Source organism: Variovorax sp. Varisp41, from assembly GCF_047325085.1.
Lineage (GTDB): Bacteria > Pseudomonadota > Gammaproteobacteria > Burkholderiales > Burkholderiaceae_C > Variovorax.
This window is the reverse complement of record NZ_CP168540.1, coordinates 1,529,434-1,550,418: the sequence shown is the minus strand read 5'-3', so window position 1 is coordinate 1,550,418 and position 20,985 is coordinate 1,529,434. Positions and strand designations below refer to the sequence as shown.

Annotated in this window: 19 protein-coding genes and 1 riboswitch; of the genes, 4 read left to right on the top strand and 15 right to left on the bottom strand. The window is 69.9% G+C overall.

Going from position 1 to position 20,985, the window contains the following annotated elements; translation table 11 throughout:
- The first annotated feature begins 21 nt into the window (after positions 1–21).
- Positions 22–876, top strand: coding sequence for a bifunctional hydroxymethylpyrimidine kinase/phosphomethylpyrimidine kinase (thiD, locus tag ACEN9J_RS07210; RefSeq protein WP_413763690.1), 855 nt, complete (start codon positions 22–24; stop codon positions 874–876).
- On the opposite strand, the gene ACEN9J_RS07205 is transcribed toward thiD, so the two are convergent.
- Entirely contained in the window at positions 815–2,155 is a 1,341-nt protein-coding gene (locus ACEN9J_RS07205) for a purine-cytosine permease family protein (RefSeq protein ID WP_413763689.1), read from the bottom strand. The two genes, thiD and ACEN9J_RS07205, sit on opposite strands and share 62 nt — an antisense overlap.
- Before the next feature lie 76 nt (positions 2,156–2,231).
- Positions 2,232–2,334: riboswitch (TPP riboswitch) on the bottom strand.
- 165 nt (positions 2,335–2,499) lie between these two features.
- Here ACEN9J_RS07205 and ACEN9J_RS07200 point away from each other — a divergent pair.
- Positions 2,500–4,368, top strand: a complete 1,869-nt coding sequence (locus ACEN9J_RS07200) for an adenylate/guanylate cyclase domain-containing protein (RefSeq protein ID WP_413763688.1) — start codon at positions 2,500–2,502, stop codon at positions 4,366–4,368.
- On the opposite strand, the gene ACEN9J_RS07195 is transcribed toward ACEN9J_RS07200, so the two are convergent.
- From ACEN9J_RS07195 to ACEN9J_RS07185, 3 genes are read right to left on the bottom strand one after another with little or no spacing between them, the layout of a single operon-like run.
- Positions 4,365–5,339, bottom strand: a complete 975-nt coding sequence (locus ACEN9J_RS07195; protein ID WP_413763687.1) for a PDR/VanB family oxidoreductase — start codon at positions 5,337–5,339, stop codon at positions 4,365–4,367. The two genes, ACEN9J_RS07200 and ACEN9J_RS07195, sit on opposite strands and share 4 nt — an antisense overlap.
- Positions 5,336–6,562 carry an aromatic ring-hydroxylating dioxygenase subunit alpha gene (locus ACEN9J_RS07190; protein WP_057596668.1) on the bottom strand — a complete coding sequence of 409 codons (1,227 nt, stop codon included), beginning with the start codon at positions 6,560–6,562 and terminating at the stop codon, positions 5,336–5,338. The genes ACEN9J_RS07195 and ACEN9J_RS07190 overlap by 4 nt, the downstream gene beginning before the upstream one ends.
- Positions 6,559–7,560 carry a Bug family tripartite tricarboxylate transporter substrate binding protein gene (locus ACEN9J_RS07185; protein WP_413763686.1) on the bottom strand — a complete coding sequence of 334 codons (1,002 nt, stop codon included), beginning with the start codon at positions 7,558–7,560 and terminating at the stop codon, positions 6,559–6,561. Before ACEN9J_RS07185 ends, ACEN9J_RS07190 begins: the two co-directional genes overlap by 4 nt.
- A gap of 85 nt (positions 7,561–7,645) precedes the next feature.
- On the opposite strand from ACEN9J_RS07185, the gene ACEN9J_RS07180 reads away from it, so the two are divergent.
- Complete coding sequence (locus ACEN9J_RS07180) at positions 7,646–8,590, top strand: LysR family transcriptional regulator (protein WP_208509285.1); 945 nt, start codon at positions 7,646–7,648, stop codon at positions 8,588–8,590.
- Here the strand turns inward: ACEN9J_RS07180 and ACEN9J_RS07175 are convergent.
- The gene (locus ACEN9J_RS07175; RefSeq protein WP_413763685.1) at positions 8,577–9,326 is read right to left on the bottom strand and encodes a TetR/AcrR family transcriptional regulator; all 750 of its coding nucleotides are present in this window, start codon (positions 9,324–9,326) and stop codon (positions 8,577–8,579) included. The two genes, ACEN9J_RS07180 and ACEN9J_RS07175, sit on opposite strands and share 14 nt — an antisense overlap.
- 121 nt (positions 9,327–9,447) lie before the next feature.
- On the opposite strand from ACEN9J_RS07175, the gene ACEN9J_RS07170 reads away from it, so the two are divergent.
- Positions 9,448–10,752, top strand: coding sequence for an aspartate aminotransferase family protein (locus ACEN9J_RS07170; protein WP_413763684.1), 1,305 nt, complete (start codon positions 9,448–9,450; stop codon positions 10,750–10,752).
- A 7-nt stretch (positions 10,753–10,759) separates the two neighbouring features.
- Here ACEN9J_RS07170 and ACEN9J_RS07165 read toward each other — a convergent pair whose 3' ends face one another.
- The 10 genes from ACEN9J_RS07165 to gsiD all read right to left on the bottom strand — a co-directional run bounded on the left by ACEN9J_RS07165 (position 10,760) and on the right by gsiD (position 20,980).
- Positions 10,760–11,830, bottom strand: coding sequence for an NAD(P)/FAD-dependent oxidoreductase (locus ACEN9J_RS07165; RefSeq protein ID WP_413763683.1), 1,071 nt, complete (start codon positions 11,828–11,830; stop codon positions 10,760–10,762).
- On the bottom strand, positions 11,788–12,117 hold the full coding sequence (fdxA, locus tag ACEN9J_RS07160) for a ferredoxin FdxA (protein ID WP_203205793.1): 330 nt from the start codon (positions 12,115–12,117) through the stop codon (positions 11,788–11,790). The genes ACEN9J_RS07165 and fdxA overlap by 43 nt, the downstream gene beginning before the upstream one ends.
- Before the next feature lie 42 nt (positions 12,118–12,159).
- Positions 12,160–13,500 carry a sulfate adenylyltransferase subunit 1 gene (locus tag ACEN9J_RS07155; protein WP_413763682.1) on the bottom strand — a complete coding sequence of 447 codons (1,341 nt, stop codon included), beginning with the start codon at positions 13,498–13,500 and terminating at the stop codon, positions 12,160–12,162.
- Positions 13,500–14,441: a sulfate adenylyltransferase subunit CysD gene (gene cysD / locus ACEN9J_RS07150; protein WP_057596676.1), complete on the bottom strand. Its 942-nt coding sequence runs from the start codon at positions 14,439–14,441 to the stop codon at positions 13,500–13,502. Before cysD ends, ACEN9J_RS07155 begins: the two co-directional genes overlap by 1 nt.
- Positions 14,442–14,481: 40 nt before the next feature.
- Positions 14,482–15,102, bottom strand: a complete 621-nt coding sequence (locus ACEN9J_RS07145) for a phosphoadenosine phosphosulfate reductase family protein (RefSeq protein WP_057596677.1) — start codon at positions 15,100–15,102, stop codon at positions 14,482–14,484.
- A gap of 27 nt (positions 15,103–15,129) precedes the next feature.
- The gene (locus ACEN9J_RS07140) at positions 15,130–15,525 is read right to left on the bottom strand and encodes a DUF934 domain-containing protein (protein WP_057596678.1); all 396 of its coding nucleotides are present in this window, start codon (positions 15,523–15,525) and stop codon (positions 15,130–15,132) included.
- On the bottom strand, positions 15,522–17,300 hold the full coding sequence (locus ACEN9J_RS07135; protein WP_413763681.1) for a nitrite/sulfite reductase: 1,779 nt from the start codon (positions 17,298–17,300) through the stop codon (positions 15,522–15,524). The genes ACEN9J_RS07140 and ACEN9J_RS07135 overlap by 4 nt, the downstream gene beginning before the upstream one ends.
- An 861-nt stretch (positions 17,301–18,161) precedes the next feature.
- Positions 18,162–18,983 carry a M55 family metallopeptidase gene (locus tag ACEN9J_RS07130; protein WP_413763680.1) on the bottom strand — a complete coding sequence of 274 codons (822 nt, stop codon included), beginning with the start codon at positions 18,981–18,983 and terminating at the stop codon, positions 18,162–18,164.
- A gap of 21 nt (positions 18,984–19,004) precedes the next feature.
- Positions 19,005–20,054, bottom strand: coding sequence for a P1 family peptidase (locus tag ACEN9J_RS07125; protein ID WP_413763679.1), 1,050 nt, complete (start codon positions 20,052–20,054; stop codon positions 19,005–19,007).
- The gene (gsiD, locus tag ACEN9J_RS07120) at positions 20,051–20,980 is read right to left on the bottom strand and encodes a glutathione ABC transporter permease GsiD (RefSeq protein WP_057591103.1); all 930 of its coding nucleotides are present in this window, start codon (positions 20,978–20,980) and stop codon (positions 20,051–20,053) included. Before gsiD ends, ACEN9J_RS07125 begins: the two co-directional genes overlap by 4 nt.
- Positions 20,981–20,985: the final 5 nt, after the last annotated feature.

Sequence of the window (20,985 nt, the reverse complement as noted above, 5' to 3'; positions counted from 1 at the left end):
ATCGCGTCGATAATTTTCGGCATGACCCAAGGACCCACCCAGCGCTATGCGCGCGTGCTCTCGATCGCCGGCTCCGACAGCGGCGGCGGCGCCGGCATCCAGGCCGATCTCAAGACCTTCGCGGCCCTCGGCTGCTACGGCATGACGGCCATCACGGCGCTCACCGCGCAGAACACGCTCGGCGTCACGGGCATCCACGGCGTGCCGCCGGCCTTCCTCAAGGCGCAGATCCAGGCCGTGGTCGAGGACATCGGCGTCGATGCGGTCAAGCTCGGCATGCTGCATGCGCCCGAGGTGGTCGAGGTCGTGGCATGGGCCATCGACCACTACCGCCTGCCGAACGTGGTGCTCGACCCCGTGATGGTCGCCACCAGCGGCGACCGCCTGATCGCGGCCGAGACGGTGCAGGTGCTGGTGCGCGAACTGTTCCCGCGCGCCGCGGTGATCACGCCCAACCTCGACGAGGCGGCCCTGCTGATCGGCCATGCGATCGACGGCATCGGCGCGCTCGACGGCGCGGCCGACGAGCTGCTGGGGCTCGGCGCGCGCGCCGTGCTGCTCAAGGGCGGCCACCTGCCGGGCAGCGAGGTGGTCGACGTGCTGCTGCAATCCAGTGGCGAGCGCACGCGCCTGGCCTCGCGCCGCATCGAGAGCCGCAACCTGCACGGCACCGGCTGCACGCTGTCGTCGGCCATCGCCGCGCACCTGGCACTGGGCGCGGCGCTGCCCGAGGCGGTCGAGCGCGCGCGCGCCTACATCCTCGGCGCGATGGCGGCCGCTGTCGACGTGCAGGTCGGCGCCGGTCATGGCCCGCTCAACCACGGCTTTGCGCCAGTGCCGACGCAGCGCCTGCCGCTGCGGGCTTCGGCCGGCTGAGCCAGGCCAGCACGAAGGTCAGCGCCAGCGTCGGCAGCGCCGAGCCGAACTGCGGCGCCCATTTCGCGAGCGCGTGGTAGGCCGCGATGCCCGCGATCCAGATCAGCGCCGCCGCCAGGTCGACCTTGGGGCGCGCGCCGGCCGGCGCCACCGCGCGGCCGCCGCCCAGCCGCCCAAGGATCACGCCGTAGAGCGGCACGAACACCGAGCTCAGCAGCAACAGGAAGGGCTCGAGCGTGTGCATCGGCAGCACCAGCGCGAGCGCGATGCACAGCGCGGCCAGCAGCAGGCCCCAGCGCTTCACGCTCCAGCGCGGCAGCAGGCTGTGGGTGGAGACCGAGCCCGAATAGACGTCGCCATAGGCGTTGTCGAGCTCGTCGATCAGGATCAGCCCCAGCGCCACCAGCCCGCCCTGTGCCAGCAGCAGTGCCGTGACCAGGCTGGTGCCGGGCTCGGCCACGCTCACCACCATCACGCCCAGCGCATAGCACCAGATGTTGGCCAGCGCATAGCCGATCCAGGTACCGCTGAAGGCGCTGCCCAGCCCGCCGGCGCTGCGCTTGCCGTGTCGCGCATAGTCGGCCACCAGCGGCAGCCACGACACCGGCATCGCGATCACGAGGTCGAGAGCGCCGAACATGCCCATGCTGCCGTCGCCCGGGCGCGACCAGAAGGCATCGAAGCCCTTGGCATGCAACTGGGTTGCGAACTGCCAGCTGAGCCACAGCAGCGACAGCACCACCAGCGGCAGCCCGAAGCGGCTCACGAAGCGCCGCACCAGTTTCACCATCGAGCCCGCGAGCAGCGCCAGCAGCACCGCGCCCCACAGCAGCGTGGCCGCCACACCGCCCCAGGCGCTGCCCAGCCACGGCCCGGCCACCGACTGGCCGATGGCCTGCGTGCCCTCGCGCATGATCACCAGCTCGAAGGTGGTCCAGCCCACCAGCTGCACGATGTTGAGCAGCACCGGCAGCCGCGCGAAGGCGCTGCCGTAGGTGGCATGCATCAGGCCCGCGCTGGCGAGGCCGCTCTCGCAGCCCAGGCGCGCGGTCCAGGCCAACAGCGCGGCGCCGAGGCAGGAACCCAGCGCGATCGCGATCGCCGCGTCGCGCGTGCCCACCGCCGGCACCAGGTAGGCGCCGATCTGCATCACCAGCAGGCCCACGCCCAGGCTGAACCAGAGCGAGGCATGGTCGTGCCAGCCGAAGACGCGCTGCGACGCCGGCAGCGGCGTCAGCGCCTCGTTGGCGAGAGGATTCGATGTGTCGTCGTGTGCCATCCGTTTTGCTCCGGGCAAAAGGTTTGGCAGGTGGGCGAGGCTCCAGCGGCGCGGCTGGCACGCGAGAGAACGTGACAGGCCGCCGGACCAGCTTCCCTGCGCGAGGATTACCTCAATCAGGTTCAAAGGGACTTTCTCAGCCGGGTCGGCAAGCCGACCCAACACCCCTAGCGAAGCGCCATTTTAGTCCTGCCGGGCCGTGGGGGCTATGCGCGCGGCCGAAGACAATCCGCGCCACAACAAATGCAGGCGCATCCGAACGCGCCGAAAGGGAATGCATGACAGAAGCAACGCCGCCCCCGGGCTCCACGGATCCCGCCGCCAAAGCCTCGGCCGCCACGCGCATGAGGCGCTTCCGGGTCGACGTCGGCACCATCGTCTGCGCCGTCGCGCTGGTCCAGTCGCTGCTGCTGGTGGCGCTCGGCTACTGGGGCGCGCAGCGGCTGGTGTCGCGCGTCGGCGAGTCGGCGCACAAGGTGAGCCATGACCGCGTCGAGGACAACGTGCTGGCCTTCCTCGCCAAGACCCAGGCGGTGGTGCATGCCGTCGGCGATTCGCCGAGCCTGCATCCGCTGGGCGAGGACGGCGAGCGCAGTGCCGAGATGCTGTGGACCCTGCTCGAGGAAGCGACCGAACTCGACAGCCTCGGCGTGGCCAGCGACGACGGCCATCTGCTGATGGCCGAGCGCTACCCGGTGTCGGCGATCCGCCAGGTGGTGCGCGATCCGGCCTTCAGCACCGAGACCTGGGCATACAAGCGCTCGGTCGACATCGAGGGCGGCGATCCGCGCCAGCGCTTCGCGACCACGCGCATCGAATCCTTCCGCAGCGACCACGACGCCACCGAGCGCGCCTGGTACCGCGAGGCGCTGGCCCGCAAGGCGCCGGTGTGGACGCCGCCGTTCCGTTTCGACGACGGCGAGGAGCTCGGCGTGAGCTACGCCCAGCCGGCCGAGCGGCTCGACGGGGAAGGGCGGCACCTGCAGTCGCTGGTGGTGGTCGGCCACCTGTCGCTGGGCCACCTGTCGACGCTGGTGCGCCAGTTCGGCAGCCGCGGCCCGGGCCAGAGCGTGCTGCTGAGCGACGACCACCATGTGCTGGCGCGCAGCGACCATCCCGATCCGGTGCGCGAACTGCGCCTGCCCGAGGGCGGCGTGCTCGGCGCGGTGCATGCGTACATGCTGACGCACGGCATCTCGGAGAACGTCGAGGACGAGAGCTTCGTGGTCACCCACGCGGGCGAGCGCTACCGGGTCGAGTCCTCGCGCATCGGCCCCACGGGCTGGGAACTGATCAGCTGGGAGCCCGAGTCCGAGCTGCTCGCCGGCCTCGAGCGCCTGGTGCGCTGGGGCCTGCTGCTGACCCTGGCCTTCCTGGCCTTCGCGCTCTTCATCTCGCTGCGGCTGTCGAAGCTGGTGACCGCGCCGATCGAGAACCTGTCGCAGACCGCGCGCCGCATCGGCCGGCTCGAGCTCGACGACCTGCCGCAGCAGCCCAGCCGGGTGCTCGAGATCCAGCACCTGAACCAGGCGCTCGACGACTCCGCGCGCAGCCTGCGGGCCTTCAGCAAGTTCGTGCCGGTGCACCTGATCCGCCAGCTCGTGGCCGAGGGCCATGCGCTGGCGCCCGGCGGCTCGCCGCGCCGCATCACGGCGATGTTCACCGACGTCGAGGGCTTCACGAGCATCGCCGAGTCGATGCCGGCCGACCTGCTGGTGCGCCAGCTCACCGAGTACTTCAACCTCGCGCAGCGCGTGTTCGCGCGCCATGGCGGCGTGGTCGACAAGTACATGGGCGACGGCATCATGGTGCTGTGGGGCGCGCCGCTCGAGCTGCCCGATGCGGAGTACCGCGCCTGCCTCGCGGCGCTCGAGCTGCATGCCGAGATGGCCGAGCTCAATCGCCGCTGGCAGGCCGAGGGGCTGCAGCCCTTCCGCACGCGCATCGGCATGCACACCGGCACCGTGATCGCCGGCGTGCTCGGCTCGAGCGACCGGCTCTCCTACACCGCGCTCGGCGACGTGATCAACGCCGCGAGCCGCATCGAGGGCAGCAACAAGGAGTTGGGCACGCGCACGCTGATGTCCGACGCCACCCATGCGGGGCTCGCGGGGCGGCTGCCCACGCGCCGCATCGAGGAGCAGGTGGCGCTGCGCGGCCGGCAGACGCGCATGGTGCTCCACGAACTGCTCGAGGAGAAAGAGGCACCCTAGAGATCGAGCACCAGCCGCGGCGAGCGCGCGCGCGAGCAGCAGGGCAGGAACTGGTCGTTGGCCGCCTGCTCGGCGGGCGTGAGAAACAGGTCGTGGTGCGCGACCTCGCCCTCGAGCACGCGCGTGAGGCAGGTGCCGCAGACGCCCTGGGCGCAGGACACCGGGATCTCGATGCCCTCGGCCGCGAGCGCATCCACCACGCTGAGCGCGGCCGGCACGCGCACCACGCGGCCGTTGCTGCGCAGCTGCACCTCGAAGCTGCCGGCCTCTTCGACGGGCGGCAGCGTGCCCGCGAAGCATTCGAAATGCACGCGCGCCTCGGGCCAGCCGCGCGCGCGGGCCGTGGCGCGCACCGCTTCGATGAATCCGTTCGGCCCGCAGACGTAGAGCTGGCGCCCAGGCGCCGGTTCGCCGATGGTGGCGGCCAGGTCGATGCGCTGCGCGGGCGGGCCGTCGTCGTCGTGGAAGAACACCCGGTCGGCGAAGGCCGCCGCCCGCAGCCGCTCGCGGTAGGCCGCGCGTGCCGCGCTGCGGTTGCAGCAGTGCAGCGCGAAGTCACGGCCGAGCGCCGCGAGCCGGTGCGCCATCGCGAGCAGCGGCGTGATGCCGATGCCGCCGGCCAGCAGCAGGCTGTGATCGGCCCCTTCATCGAGCGCGAACAGATTGCGCGGCGTACCGACCTGCAGCAGCGTGCCCTCGGCCACCGCCTCGTGCAGCGCGCGCGAGCCGCCGCGCGAAGCTTCCTCGCGCAGCACGCCGATCTCGTAGTGGCCGGGCGCCCGCGCGGGCGGGTTGCACAGCGAGTAGGGCCGCACCAGGCCGCCGGGCAGCAGCACCTCGATGTGCGCGCCGGCCTCGAAGGGCGGCAGCGCGCCGCCGCCGGCCGCCTCGAGCCGGAAGCCCGCGATGCCCTCGGCCTCGATCGTCTTGCGCGCGACGCGCACCGCGATGCGTTCGACGGCCGCGCTCATTCGCCCTGCAGGAAGTTGCCGGCCTCGAAGCGCACCGGCGGCGCGTCGGCGTCGAAGCTCACGCCGGCCGGGTCGCGGCCCTCGCGCAGCGCGTCGAGCTGGCGCTGCAGCAGCCGGCGCAGCATCACGATGCCGCGGTCGGAACTCGCCAGGTGCTCCTCCGAATGCGCGGTGATCGCGCCCTGGCTCACCTGTGCTTCGTAGTCGCCGGGAAAGCGGCGGTGCTCCTCCTCGCTGAGCTCCTCCCACAGCTTGCCGTTGAGGCGCGAGCGCACGCGCGCGAGATCGCCGGGCTGCTTCACCCGGCCCACGGTGTAGATACGGAAGCTGTGGTCGTCGATCGGCAGCACCCAGCCGATCGACTCGACCCGGCCATAGGCCGCCACGCGCGGGTTCGGCACCACGCGCAGGGTCGGCAGCACCGGTCCGGCCACGCGGCGGAACACGCGGCCGTCCTCGAGCCGGCGGATCGAGGTGATCATCACGCCGGTCTCGGTGCTCTCGAAGTTCACCTCGGGCATCTGGCCCATCAGCGCCACGAACTGGGTGCCGCTGAAGCTGCCGTGCAGCACCGGCACGTGGAAGGGGTCGGCCACGTTCTCGTAATGCTGCAGCCAGTTGCAGGGAATGATCCGCGGCCCGCCGCCGCCGATGCTGTTGTCGTCGGCCTCGAGCGTCTCGCCCTCGTCGAGCACCTCCAGGCAGTCGTAGCGCGGCAGCACCGGCTTCTTCTCGGCCGGGCCGAGGTAGGCCCAGACCAGACCGTAGCGCTCCTCGACCGGGTACCAGGGCTGGCGCACGCGGCCGCGGGTGCGCGCGCCGTTCTCGGGCTCGCAGGGCTGGTCGACGCAGTGGCCCTGCACGTCGAACATCCAGCCGTGGTAGCAGCAGCGGATGCCGCCTTCCTCCACGCGGCCGTAGTAGAGCGAGGCGCCGCGATGGGCGCAGCGCCAGTGCACCAGGCCGGGCCGGCCGGTCTTGTCGCGGAACAGGATCAGGTCCTCGCCGAGCACGCGCACCTGGCGCGGCGTGTCGCTGGCATCGGCGGCCAGCCCGATCGGATGCCAGTAGCGCCGCAGCAGCTCGCCCATCGGCGTGCCGGCGCCGACCTCGGTCAGCTCGGCCTTGTGGCTCGGCGGCTTGCGGCCGTAGGCGGTGCCGGTGTCGAAGGCGACCGGCTGCCATTCGGCCGTGGAAGAGGAGGAGGGAAGGACGGTGCTCATTCGGGGGTGACTCCTGCGGCCTTGATCAGGTCCGCGACACGGGGGAAATCGGCTTTCTGGCCGGCGCGGAACTCGGCCGGCGTGCTGCCCAGCGGCTCGAAGCCGTAGCCGGCCAGCCGCTCCTGCACGTCGGGCTGGTGCGTGACCGCCTGCAGCGCGGCGACCCATTCGTCGAGCACCGGCTGCGGCGTCTTCGCGGGCGCGTAGACGCCGATCCAGCTGTCGAGGTCGAAGCCCGCGAAGCCCTGCTCGGCGAAGGTCGGCACCTCGGGCATCGAGCGCACGCGGCGCCTTCCGGTGATGCCCAGCACCTTGATGCGGCCGGCCTGGGCCAGCCCGCGCGCGGTGGCCGGGTTGGCCCAGGCCACGCCCAGCGCCTCGCCGAACAGGTCGTTGTGCGCGGCCGCCTCGGCCTTGTAGGGCACGTGGATCAGGTCGATGCCGGCCTGGCGCGCGAGCAGCTCGCCGAACAGGTGGGCGTTCGAGCCGTTGCCCCAGGTGCCGTAGCTGATGCCGCGGTGCGCCTTGGCGTAGGCGACGAACTCGCGCACGTTCGAGAACGGCGCCGAGGCGCGCGCGATCAGCATCGGCCCGCCGGTCGCGAGCTGCGACAGCGGCTCGAAGTCCTTCACCGGGTCGTAGGGCAGGCGCGGCTGCAGCACCACGTTGTTGATGTGCGTGAGCGGCAGCGTCAGCAGCACCGTGTAGCCGTCGGGCGCCGCCTTGGCGACCGCGTCGGCGGCGATGGTGCCGCTGGCGCCGGGCCGGGGCTCGACGATCACCGGCTGGTTCCAGCGCGCCTTGAGCTTCTCGGCGTAGATGCGCGCGATCGAGTCCATCGGCCCGCCGCCCGAGCCGAAGGGGATGATGCGCACCACGCGGGTCGGGAAGTTGGGCGGACTCGCCTGCGCGAAGGCCGGGCCGGCGGCGCCGGCCATGACGGCGCCGAGAAGGCCGAGCGCGCGTCGGCGCGTCGGCTGGGGTCGCAACGGATTCATCGTGTCTCCAGGTCGTGCTGTACTTGTGGACCCGACGATAAGTACCGCCCGTGCCCCGGGCAATTCGAAGCTTTGGATATGAGATATGGCCCGACGTGATATCCGCAGCCTGGACGTCGGCATGCTGCGGACCTTCGATGCGCTGATGCGCGAGCGCAGCGTGTCGCGCGCGGCGACGCGCCTGTTCCTGAGCCAGCCCGCGGTGAGCGCTTCGCTCAACCGGCTGCGCGAGACCTTCGACGACCCGCTGTTCACGCGCACCGCGCACGGCGTGCAGCCCACCGCGCGCGCCACGGCGCTCGCGGGCCAGGTCGAGCGTGTGCTGGCCGACCTGTCGGCCATGCTCGAGCCCGACGACCGCTTCCAGCCCGAGCATTCGCAGCGCATCTTCCGCATCTCGGGCGGCGACTACGCGAGCCACCTGCTGCTGCCGCGGCTGGCCAACGAGCTCGTGGCCTGCGGTTCGCGCGTGCGGCTGTACTGGGAGACCAGCTCCTTCCTCACGCTGACCGAGCGGCTGCGCAAGGGCGATTTCGATGTCGCCGTGCTGCCGCGGCTGCAGCCGCCGAGCGACTGCGAATCGGCGCTGCTCTACGAGGACCGCTACGTGGTCGCGGTGCGCCGCGGCCATCCGACCCTGGGCGAGGCCGCCTCGCTCGACGACTTCTGCGCCGCGCCGCACGTGTTCCTGGGCTACGGCAGCTCGGCGCTCGACGACCTGATCGACCAGGTGCTCGCGCGCCAGGGCCGCCAGCGCAGCATGAGCGTGGCCATGACCAGCTTCGGCCAGATCGTCGACCTGCTGGCGCAGACCGACCACGTGGCGGTGATGCCGCTGCGCGTGGCCGCGCGCTTCGACGCGCTGCTCGCGGTGCATCCGCTGCCCTTCGAGCTGCAGGGCTACCGTTCGGTCGTGTGCTGGAACCGGCGCTCGAATTCCGACGCCGGCGTGCTGTGGCTCAAGGACGCGCTGCTGCGCATCGGGCGCGAGGCCGATGCGGTGCCGATGCCCGTGCCTACGTCGGCCTGACGCGCCGCGCGAAGGCCTCGAGGCCGTCGATGGTCATCTGGACGTGGCGCTCGAAGCTGCTGTCCAGCGGCACCGTGCTGCCGTTGTCCCAGCGCACGATGAAGGCGCGGTTGGCCAGGAGCGGCAGGTTGCGCGAGAGCACCGGGTGGTCGAGCGGGCGGATGGTGTGGACGCGCTCGCGCAGCTCCTCGGCCCAGGTCTGCGTGTTGTCCGAGGGCAGCGGCGAGAACTCCATCGTGAGGAAGCCCAGCATCGCCGCGATCGTGCAGTTGTAGGCCTCGCGCAGCGGCTCGCCCTCGAAGCCGGCCTCGGTCAGCGCCGTGAGCACGCCCTCGACCAGCGCGGTCGGCAGGCTGCCGTTGGACACCAGCTGCGCGCCCAGCAGCTGCGCGACGTTGGGATGGCGCCGCACGGCCGCGCGGCAGCGGCGGAACAGTTCGGCGATCCAGGCCTGCCAGCCCGGCTGCACGGCATCGGCGGGCGGCGCCACGTCGGCCATGACCGTGGCCGCGACCTCGGCCAGCAGCGCCTCGCGCGAGCTCACGTGCCAGTGCACCGTGGCTGGGTAGACGCCGAGCCGTGCCGCGACCTCGCGCAGGCTGAAGGCGCCGAGGCCGGCCTCGTCGATCAGCGCCAGCGCGACCTCGGCGATCCGGCCCTTGGTCAGCGCGGCGCCGCCCGCGGGTCGGCCGGCGGTGCGGGGCGGGGGAGCGGCTTTCTTGCGCGCGGTGGTCATCGGGTGGGTGCCATTGTTCGGTCGATGAATTGATTGTATAAACATCGAAAAATTGAGCATCGATCAATTAATGCTCGGCCAAGCGCCAATTCCAGCCCTTCAACCCTTTCCAGGAGCCGCCATGACCCTTGCCCCCATCGACCATGCCCTGGCCGAGGCGCACCGCCGCTTCACCGAGGCCAACCCCGCCAGCCGGCGCCAGTTCGAGGCCAATGCCGAGTCCATGCCCGGCGGCAACACGCGCTCGGTGCTGTTCTACGCGCCGTTCCCGCTGACCATCGCGCGCGGCGAGGGGGCGGCGCTATGGGATGCCGACGGCCACCGCTATGCCGACTTCATCGCCGAGTACACGGCCGGCGTCTACGGCCACTCGGCCCCGGAGATCCGCGAGGCGGTGATCGAGGCGATGCAGGGCGGCGTCAACCTCACGGGCCACAACCTGCTCGAGGGCCGGCTGGCGCGGACCATCCGCGAGCGCTTCCCGCAGGTCGAGCGACTGCGCTTCACCAACTCGGGCACCGAGGCCAACCTGATGGCGCTCACGGCCGCGCTGCACTTCACGGGGCGGCGCCGCATCGTGGTGTTCTCGGGCGGCTATCACGGCGGCGTGCTGGGCTTCGGCGACCAGCCCTTGCCCACCACCGTGCCCTTCGATTTCCTGGTGCTGCCCTACAACGACGCCGAGACGGCGCGCGCGCGCATCGCCGAGCAGGCCTCGCAGATCGCGGCCGTGCTGGTCGAGCCGATGCAGGGCGCGGCCGGCTGCATCCCGGGGCAGCCCGATTTCCTGCGGGCACTGCGCGAGGCGGCCACGGCGGCCGGCGCGCTGCTGATCTTCGACGAGGTCATGACCTCGCGCCTGGGCCCGCGCGGGCTCGCCAACGAGCTGGGCATCCGCGCCGACCTCACGACCCTGGGCAAGTACATCGGCGGCGGCATGTCCTTCGGCGCCTTCGGCGGCCGCGCCGACGTGATGGCGCAGTTCGACCCACGCACCGGGGCGCTCGCGCACTCGGGCACCTTCAACAACAACGTGATGACCATGGCGGCCGGCCAGGCGGGCCTCACCCGGCTGTTCACGCCCGAGGCGGCCGGCGCGCTGGCCGAGCGCGGCGAGGCGATGCGCGCGCGGCTCAACGCGCTGGGCGCGAAGGAGGGCGTGGCGCTGCAGTTCACGGGCGTGGGCTCGCTGATGAACGCGCATTTTTTGCAGGGCGAGGTGCGGCGCGTGGCCGACCTCGCGGCGGTCGATGGGCGACTGCGCCAGCTGCTGTTCTTCCACCTGCTGAACGCGGGCATCTACACCTCGCCGCGCGGCTTCGTGGTGCTGTCGCTGCCGCTGGGCGACGCCGACATCGAGCGCTACGTGGCCGCCATCGGCGGCTTCATCGCCGAGTACCGCGCGCTGCTGCCCGCCCTGGGCTGAGCGCGGCTCAGGCCTTGCCGGCCACGCCCAGCAGCTCGTGCAGCCGGGTGCTGGTGGTCGTGTACTGCAGCGGGATCGCCTTGCCGGGGAACACCAGGGCCGCGGCGCCCCAGGCGGCCAGCGTGGCCTCGTGGAAGCCGCAGACGATCAGCTTCTTCTTGCCCGGGTAGGTGTTGATGTCGCCGACCGCGAACACGCCCGCTTCGCGCGTCTGGTACTTCTCGGTGTCGACCGGCACCTGCTTGCGTTCGAGCTCGAAGCCCCAGTCGGCGATCGGCCCGAGGCGCGGCGAGATGCCGAGGCAGGCGACCAGCGCATCGAGCGGCAGCTCGACCGTGCTGGCATCGGGCGTGGCGATGCGCAGCACGTGGCCGTCGAAGCCGCTGGGCTGGCCGACCCGGAAGCCCAGCCGGCCCTCGGCCACCAGCGCGCGCATCGCGGCCACCGTGGCCTCGTCGGCCTGGAAGCCGTCGCGCCGATGCACCAGCGTGACCTGCCTGGCGATGGCGGTCAGCGCGATCGCGGTTTCGAGCGCCGTGTCGTCGCCGCCATTGACCACCACGGCCTGACCGGCGAAGCGCTCGAGCGAGTCGGGGTGATAGAACAGCGACTCGCCCTCGAAGCGGCCGATGTCTTCCAGCGCGATGCGCTTGGGCACGAAGGCGCCGACGCCGGCCGCGATGAACACCGTCTTCGCGAGGAAGCTTCGGCCAGCCGAGGTGCCCAGCAGCAGCCGCTGGTCGGCCTGGCGCTCGAGCGTGGCGACCTGCTCGCCGAAATGGAAGACCGGCTTGAACGGCGCCACCTGCGCCAGCAGCGACTGCGCGAGATCGCGCCCGCTGGTCACCGGGGTGCCGGGAATGTCGTAGATCGGCTTGTGGCCGTACAGCGCCACGCACTGGCCGCCCGCGGCGGGCAGCGCATCGACGATGTGGCAGGAGATCTCGAGCAGGCCGAGCTGGAAGGCCTGGAACAGCCCCACCGGGCCGGCGCCGATGATCAGGGCGTCGGTCTCGATGGGGGCGGGGGACTGGCTCAGCGCACCAGCTCCGAGATCTTGCCGGCCTTGTCCTTCCACTCGTCGGCGTCGGGCAGGGCGGGCTTGCGCTTGGTGATGCTCTTCCAGCCGTCGGCCTGGGCCAGCTCGGCATTGAGCTTGATGAAGGCGATCTGGTCGGCCGGCAGGTCTTCCTCGGCGAAGATCGCGTTGGCCGGGCACTCGGGGATGCAGACCGCGCAGTCGATGCATTCGTCCGGGTCGATCACCAGCATGTTGGGACCTTCGCGGAAGCAGTCGACGGGGCAAACGTCCACGCAGTCGGTGTATTTGCAACGGATGCAGGCTTCGGAGACGACGTGGGTCATTTGGCGTTGTATGCGTTCTGTGGTCGGGAAAAACCCTTGATTTTAGGCCTTTGCGGCACTCGGCTGCACGAGCACGGCGGCGGAAGTGCGATGCGAGGCCGTATCGACCAGCACCAGCGAGCCCAGCGTGCGCGAGCGCGTGAACGGCAGCACCGCCAGCGGCTGCTGCAGCGCGAGCACCACGTCGCCGATGGCATTGGCCTCGAGCTGGGTCGCGGGCTCGGATTCGAGCGTCGTGATGTTGACCCGGTCGACGATGCGCGCGACCTTGGCCTTGACCCAGCGATGCCCCTGCAGCGCCCAGTAGACGCGGCCCGCGACCAGCGGCTCGTCGTCGAGCCAGGCCACGGTGGCGGTGATCTCGCGCACCGGCTCGAAGGCCTCGGGCGCCAGCAGCCAGTCGCCGCGCGACACGTCGACCTCGCGGTCGAGCACGATGCCGGCGCTGTGGCCCGCATGCACGGTCTTGGGCTGGCGCGCGTGGCTCAGCACCTGGGCCACGGTGGCGGTCTGGTTGCTCGGCAGCACGGTCACGCGCTGGCCCGGCTCGACATGGCCCGAGGCCACGCGGCCCCAGAACACGCGGCGGCCCTGCGAGGTATCGGCCGAGGACGAGAACTTCTCGACCCACTGCACCGGGAAGGCGAAGGGCACCGATTCGTCCTGCGCCGTCACCGGCAGCTGTTCGAGCAGCTCGAGCAGGCTCGGGCCCTCGTAGCCGACCCAGTCGGCATGGCGCGTGGCCACGTTCCAGCCCTTGAGCGCCGAGATCGGCACGATCGCGGCCACCTGCACGCCCGCGGCTTCGGCGAAGGCGTCGAGCGCGGCCGAGATGCGCTCGAAGGCCAGGCCGGCATCGGCGATGGCGTCGAGCTTGTTGACCGCGAACACGATCGACTGCACGCGCAGCAGGTGCGTCAGCAGCGTGTGGCGGCGCGTCTGCGGCAGCAGCTCGCGCTTGACGACCGTGCCGTCCTCCACCTCGGCAGCCCAGGCCAGCTTGGTGGCATCGACCAGCACCACGGCGGCGTCGGCGGCCGAGGCGGCCGTCACCATGTTGCGCGTGTACTGCTCGTGGCCCGGCGCGTCGCCGATGATGAACTTGCGCCTGGCGGTCGAGAAGTAGCGATAGGCCACGTCGATCGTGATGCCCTGTTCGCGCTCGGCCGACAGGCCGTCGGTCAGCAGCGCGAGGTCGGTCTCGCCGCCGCGCTGCACGCCAGCGAGCTGGTCCTGCAGCACGGTCTTGCTGTCGACCAGCAGGCGGCCGATCAGCGTGCTCTTGCCGTCGTCGACCGAGCCGCAGGTGATGAAGCGCAGCGCGGTGCCGGTGTCGCCCTGGACATCGGCGGTGACAGGGATTGCAGTGGTCGTCGCGCTCATCAGAAGTAACCGTCTTTCTTGCGTTTTTCCATCGAAGCTTCGGAGGTCATGTCGTCCATCCGGGTGGCGCCGCGTTCGCTGACATCGACCGACAGCGTCTCGAGCACCACGTCGCCCGCGTCGGCCGCGAGGCTCTCGACCGGGCAGGTGGTCGTGATGTCGCCCACGGTGCGGAAGCGCACGTCGCGCACCTGCACGGTTTCGCCGTCGCGCGGCGGGGTCAGTTCGGTCACCGGCACCAGCAGGCCGCGGCGCTCGACCACCTCGCGCTTGTGCGTGTAGTAGATCGAGGGCAGGCCGACGTGCTCGCGCTCGATGTACTGCCAGACGTCGAGTTCGGTCCAGTTCGAGATCGGGAACACGCGGAAGTGCTCGCCCGGTGCCAGGCGGGTGTTGAACAGGGTCCAGAGCTCGGGGCGCTGGTCCTTGGGCTGCCATTGGCCGAAGCTGTCGCGGTGCGAGAAGATGCGCTCCTTGGCGCGGGCCTTCTCCTCGTCGCGGCGCGCGCCGCCGATCAGCGCGTCGAAGCGGAATTCCTCGATCGCCTCGAGCAGCGTCACCGACTGGTGCGCATTGCGCGATTCGCCCGGGTGCGCGAGGCGCACCGTGCCGCGCTTCATCGAATCCTCGACGCTGCGCACGATCAGCTCGGCGCCCAGTTCCTTGGCGCGCCGGTCGCGGTAGTCGGTCACTTCGGGGAAGTTGTGGCCGGTGTCGATCATCAGCAGCGGATAGGGCAGGCGGCCGACGCCGAAAGCCTTCTCGGCGCACTTCAGCAGCACCAGCGAATCCTTGCCGCCCGAGAACAGCAGCGCGGGGCGCTCGAAGGCCGCGGCCACTTCGCGCAGGATGAAGATGGTTTCTTCTTCCAGCGCATCGAGGTGCGTGTTGGACAGGTGCGCCGGCGGCAGCAGCAGTTCGGATTCGGTACGGGCGTTCATCGGGTGGGGCGCTGGAGGTTCAGTGTCGTGGAGCGTGCGTTCAATGCGAGAGGTGCAGGCCGCATTCGCGGTTGTCCTCGCCCTTGGTCGGGTCCACGTAGTCGAAGTTGTTCGGCAGGCCGTGCGCCTCGCAGTAGGCGTAGAGGTCCTTGGACGACCAGTGCAAGAGCGGCGCGACCTTGATCAGCCCGTCGGGGTTGATGCTGACCGGCTCCATCTGCGCGCGCACGGCCGTGTCGGTGGCGCGCAGCGCGGTGAACCAGACCTTGGGCGCCGTCTCGCGCAGGGCGCGCGCGAAGGGCTCGAGCTTCACTTCCTCGGTGAAGGCGGCGTGGCGCGGATCGTCGAGCGCCGGCGTCGGGCCGTCGACCGCCTCGCGGTGCGCGCGCGAGCGGCGCGGCAGGTAGATGTGCAGGTCCAGGCCCAGCTGCTTCGTCACCTCGTCGGCGAAGCGGTAGGTGGCCTCGGTGTTGTAGCCGTTGTCCATCCAGATCACCGGCACGTCGCGCTTGGCGCGCGTCACCATGTGCAGGATCACGGCCTCGAAGGGCCGGAAATTGGTGGTGACGATCGCGTTCTGGCCCAGGCCGATGGCCCAGTCCACCAGGCCTTCGGCGTTGCGGCCGAGTTCGGTGTTGATGCGTGCGAGGTCGATGCTCATGGATGAATCAAGCTTTGCTGGGAGTACTCAGTTGCCGGCCGCGAAGTGCGGCGCGGTCTGCACCGCGTCGCCCTGGTAGAAGGCCGAGAAGCGGTCGAACTGGCGCTGCGCGTCGGAGGCGTCCACGCCTTCCTTGAGCACGGCGCTCGAGAAACCGGTGCGTTCCATCTGCACCAGCTGGTCGATCAGCACGTCGCCGGTGGCGCGGATGTCGCCCTTGAAGCCCAGGCGGCGGCGCAGCAGGAAGGCCTGGCTGTAGGCGCGGCCGTCGGTGAACTTCGGGAAGTGCAGGTCGATGCGTTCGATGTCCGACAGGCAGACCTCGATCGCGAGCGGATCGGCGTCGTTCGCCAGTTGCAGCACCTTCGGGTCGCCGTCGTCCACGTGTTCCTCGGCCGCCAGGATGTTGAGCGTCTTGTTCATGCTGCTTCCTCCACCTTGAAACGCGCACCGTTGGCCGCGGCCTTGAACGGGTCGGGTCCGACGCGGCGCAGCGTGTCGATGAAGTTCTCGCCGTTCTCGCGGGTGTCGCGGTAGGTCGTGAGCACGGCCTCGATCACGCCCGGCACTTCGGCCGCCGAGAACGAGGGGCCGACCACCTTGCCGGCCTGCGGCGTGCCGCTGAGGGCCGAGCCGTCGGAGCCGCCGAGGGTGACCTGGTACCACTCCTTGCCGTCCTTGTCGACGCCCAGGATGCCGATGTGGCCGCTGTGGTGGTGGCCGCAGGAGTTGATGCAGCCGCTGATGTGCAGGTCGATCTCGCCGATGTCGTCGAGTTCGTCGAGGTCCTGGTAGCGCTCGGTGATCGCCTCGGCGATCGGGATCGAGCGCGCATTGGCCAGCGCGCAGAAGTCGCCGCCGGGGCAGGCGATCATGTCGGTCAGCAGGTGCACGTTGGCGCTCGCGAAGCCGGCCGCGCGGGCGGCGAGCCACAGCGCATGCAGGTCTTCGGCGTGCACCCAGGGCAGCACCACGTTCTGGTCGTGCGTCACGCGGGCTTCGCCGGCCGAGAAGCGGTCGGCCAGTTGCGCGAGCGTGTCGAGCTGGTCGGCCGAGGCATCGCCGGGCGCCTGCTTCAGGCGCTTGAACGACAGCGTGACCGCGCGCAGGGCCGGGTTCTTGTGCGGCGCCACGTTGCGTGCGAGCCAGCGAGCGAACTGCACGTCGTCGGCGGCATGGGCGCGCAGCTCGGCGTCGGTCTTCTCGGCGCTCTGCAGCACGCGGGTGGCCAGTTCCGGCGGCACGAAGGAGGCGGCCACGCGGTCGAACTCTTCCTGCGTGATGGTGTGCGGCGCGCCGTCGTGCTCGAGGATCTGCTTGTACTCGGCATCGACGTCGTCGATGTAGCGCTGGCCTTCGGCTTTCACCAGAATCTTGATGCGCGCCTTGTAGATGTTGTCGCGGCGGCCGTAGCGGTTGTAGACCCGGATCACGGCCTCGAGGTAGTTCATGATCTGCTGCCACGGCAGGAACTCGCGCAGCACCGTGCCCACGATCGGCGTGCGGCCCATGCCGCCGCCCACCTGCACGCGGAAGCCGATCTCGCCGGCCTCGTTCTTCACCAGCTTCAGGCCCACGTCGTGCCAGCCCGTGGCCGCGCGGTCCTCGTCGGCGCCCGTGATCGCGATCTTGAACTTGCGCGGCAGGAACGCGAACTCGGGATGCAGCGTGCTCCACTGGCGCATGATTTCGGCGTAGGGGCGCGGATCGGCCACCTCGTCGATCGCGATGCCGGCGCGTTCGTCGCTCGTGATGTTGCGGATGCAGTTGCCGCTGGTCTGGATGCCGTGCATGTCGACCGAGGCGAGCAGGTCCATCACGTCGGCCGACTTGGCGAGCGGAATCCAGTTGAACTGGACGTTCTGGCGGGTCGAGAAGTGGGCGTAGTGGGTGGGCAGCTTCTGGCTGCCGAGCTGGCCCTGGGTCTCGATGGCCTTCTTGTAGACCTCGGCCTCGGGCTCGTCGTACTCGCGGGCGATCTTCGCGAGCACGCGCAGCTGGCGGCTCGAGAGTTCGCCGTAGGGCACGGCCACGCGCAGCATCGGGGCGTAGCGCTGCACGTACCAGCCGTTCTGCAGGCGCAGGGGACGGAACTCGTCTTCGTGGAGGCGGCCCTTTTGCCAGCGCTCGAGCTGGTCGCGGAATTGGGCGGCTCGTTGATGAACGAACTGGCGGTCGAAGTCTGTGTATTGGTACATCGTGCGTGAGTCTTGTCTTGAAGTGCGGTGCGTCCAGCGCGCCAGCAAGAAGCCGGGATTCTGAAAGCGTGCCTTATGGAACCAAACTATTTTTTGGTTCGCGCCTTATGCGGATAAGCTTATTCGCCAGTGTTCATGCGGGTTTGCGGGCGGTTGGATGCTTATTCTGGATAAAGGCGGGTGCGGGGTGCAGGGTGGATTTTAGGAATGTGGGGAGTTGGTTTCAGGGGGCGGGGTTCTTTGGGGGCGTTCTGCTCTTGCAGAGGCAGGAGCCGGGATTTCGCCCCGGCGGGCGACCTACTTTCTTTTGCTTCGCCAAAATAATTTAGGCAAATAAAAGGCGACCCCACTGTCTGCGACCCGCAGCGAAGCTGCGGGCAACCTGCGGTGCTCGCGTTTCGCGGGGTCTCGCAGAACTCGCTTCGCTCAAACAGCTGCGAGCCCTGATCCGCGAAACGCTGCGCTCCTCGGCGCAGCCAGAGGGGGTGGGTCGGGCCATCGCTGCGCTCGGCCACAAAGGTCCAACGGCCCGTCGCTTCGCTCGGCCAATGAAAGATCCAGGGCCTACGCACGCGCACTCCCCACACAAGGACGCGCCATGGCGCGTTGACCCTCATCCCCTCTGGCTGTGCCGAGGAGCGCAGGAGAAAGCGGGATAAGGGCCGCAGTTGTTTGAGCGAAGCGAGTTCTGCGGACCCCCGCTTTCTCCGAGCACCGCAGGTTGCCCGTAGCGAAGCGGAGGGACACAGACAGTGGGGTCGCCTTCTTTTGCTTACTTTTCTTGGCGAGACAAGAAAAGTAAGTCGCCCGCCGGGGCGAGACCCGGCCAACGACCTAAGCAGAGAAAAAGAAAGTCAGATCTCAGCGCAACATGGAAGACATCGCAGAGCAGCAGTTCAACATCCGAACCGCACTCTCGACATCAGCAGCCACAAACCGAAGGGTTACCCCATCGACCCGCTCAAACCCCGGCCACTGGCAAAACAGATCCGCCAGCGCCGCAGTCTGCGTCCTCAGCGTCACGGTCTGCGGCCCTTCGAGCACCAGCGGAAGAACCTTGGCCCGCGAAGACAGCGCGACTCGAACCCCCGCCCGAATCGCCTCACGCGACTTCTCAGGCGACAAAGAAACGCCACTGGTATTCCCCGTAGCCCTCTTCGTCTCCACGAACACAGCCTGAGGAAACAAGCCACGGTTCTCGGCAATGAACACATCGTCCCCACTGCCCATCACCACCGGCACCCCATATTCCCCCGCCAGCGCCCCATAAAGCCCGGCCTCGCCCAGTTCCTGCCCGCCGAGCGAGATGCCCGCAAACGCAAAGCTGTTGATCGTGTGCGCCAGGATCCCGCGCCCCTGCGCCCGCGAGTGGTAGCCGACCATGCAGACCGCTTCGACCCCGTCTTCCTCCACCCCCGCCACCATGCTCAGATAGCGCGGCTTCCCCTGAACCACGCGAGCCCGAGGATCGAGCACATCGGGCGGCATGTTGCGAAACCCTCCGTGCGAGTCGTTCACCAGCACCTCGTCCGCCCCCGCATCGAAGGCCCCCGCGATCGCCGCATTGGCTTCGTGCGCCATCAGCAGCCGGGCGCGCTCGTACTCGGGATTGCCTTGCCGCGTCTGCTCGGGGTGATAGACACCCGCCACGCCTTCGATATCGGTGGAGATCAGCACTTTCATGGGGGCACCCAGCAAGAAAAATCAAGAAAAGAGAGAAGGGGACAGCAGCTCGCCCAACGCTGCGCGGTGATTGCCATCGCGCCCGGTCACCGGCTCGGCCCGCCACAGCGCATGCAGGATCGCCTGCTCGGTCCCATCGGCCGCCGCCTGGAACAGCCCGTCGAGCTGCGTCTCGTGCAGCATCGCCACGGCCGGCATCGCGCGTTCGGCGCGGTCGGGCACGGTGTAGGCAGTCGAGAAGGCCAGCACGATGTCGCCGCTGCCATGCCCGAAGACCGAGCCGGTACGCGCCAGCCCGGCCCCCGCGCGCAGCGCGAGCCGGCGCAGCTGGCGCGCATCGAGCGGCGCGTCGGTCGCGACCACGACGATGATCGAGCCCTTCTCGGGCTCTGGCGCCACGGCCCGTTCGGCCACGAGCGCGGCAAGGCGCTCGCCCACCGCATGCCCCGCCAGCCGCAGCTCGGGCTGCCGCCCATAGTTCGCGAGCACCAGCGTGCCCACCGTGTGCGAAGCCTCGCCCACCGGCACGAGGCGCGAAGCACTGCCGATGCCGCCCTTGAGCTGGAAGCTCGACATGCCGCGCCCCGCGCCCACCGAACCCTGCGCGAAATCCACGCCCGCATCGGCCAATGCCAGGACGTAGTCCGCCTCGCCCACGGCCAACCGCTGGATGTCGTTGAGAAAACCGTCGTTGCACTCGAACACCAGCGGATTCACCGTCGGCAGCGAGCGCCCGGTCTCGGGGTTGTTCGCGATGCAGTCGCGGATCTGCGCGCCGGCCACGGTGCCGACCGAGAAGGTGTTGGTCAGCGCGATCGGGGTCTCGAGCACGCCGAGCTCCTCGAGCTGCACGAGCCCGATGCTCTTGCCGAAGCCGTTGAGCACCACGGCGGCCGCCGGCACCTTGTCGCGGAACGGGTCGCCGGCATGCGGGCGGATCACGGTCACGCCGGTCTGCACCGGGCCCTCGGCGAGCGTGCGGTGGCCCACGGTCACGCCGGCGACGTCGCTGATCGCGTCGCGCGGACCCGGGCGCAGGTCGCCGATGCGGGGCAGGGCGCTCGCGCTCATTGCCGGTCGATCTTCGGATCGAGCGCGTCGCGCAGGGCGTCGCCCAGCAGGTTGAAGGCCAGCACGGTGAAGAAGATCGCGAGGCTGGGGAACAGCGCCACGTGGGGCGAGGTCACCATGTCGGCGCGCGCCTCGCTGAGCATCGCGCCCCATTCGGGCGTGGGCGGCTGAGCGCCCATGCCGAGGAAGGACAGGCTGGCCGCGGTGATGATCGAGGTGCCCACGCGCATGGAGAAATACACCACGATCGAGGAGATGGTGCCGGGCAGGATGTGGCGCACGACGATGGTCCAGTCCGAGGCGCCGATGCTGCGCTCGGCCTCGATGTAGGTCTGCTGCTTGAGCACCAGCGTGTTGCCGCGCACCAGCCGCGCGAAGGCCGGCACGCTGAACACCGACACCGCCACCACCACGTTGGTCATGCTGCTGCCGAGGATCGCGACCACGCCCAGCGCCAGCAGGATGCCGGGGAAGGCGAACAGCACGTCCGAGATGCGCATCACGATGCGGTCCCACCAGCCTTCGTAGTAGCCCGCGAGCAGGCCGAAGGCGGTGCCCACGATGCCGCCGAGCAGCACCGAGACGAAGCCCGCCATCAGCGAGATGCGCGCGCCCGCGAGGATGCGGCTGAAGATGTCGCGGCCCAGCGGGTCGACGCCGAACCAGTGCGTGGCCGAGGGCCCGCTGTTGAGCATGTCGTAGTCGAAGTAGTTCTCGGGATCGAAGGGCACGATCCACGGCGCGAACACGGCGACGAACACCAGCAGCAGCACGAACAGGGCGGCGACGATGCCCACGGGCTGCTTCTTGAAGCGGCGCCAGCATTCGCCCCAGGGGGTGCGGACCTTGCCCGCGGTCTGGACCGCGGCCACGGGCATGGCGGCGGGAAGGGTGGATTCGGCAGGCACGCCGGTGGCTTGGGTCATGGCGG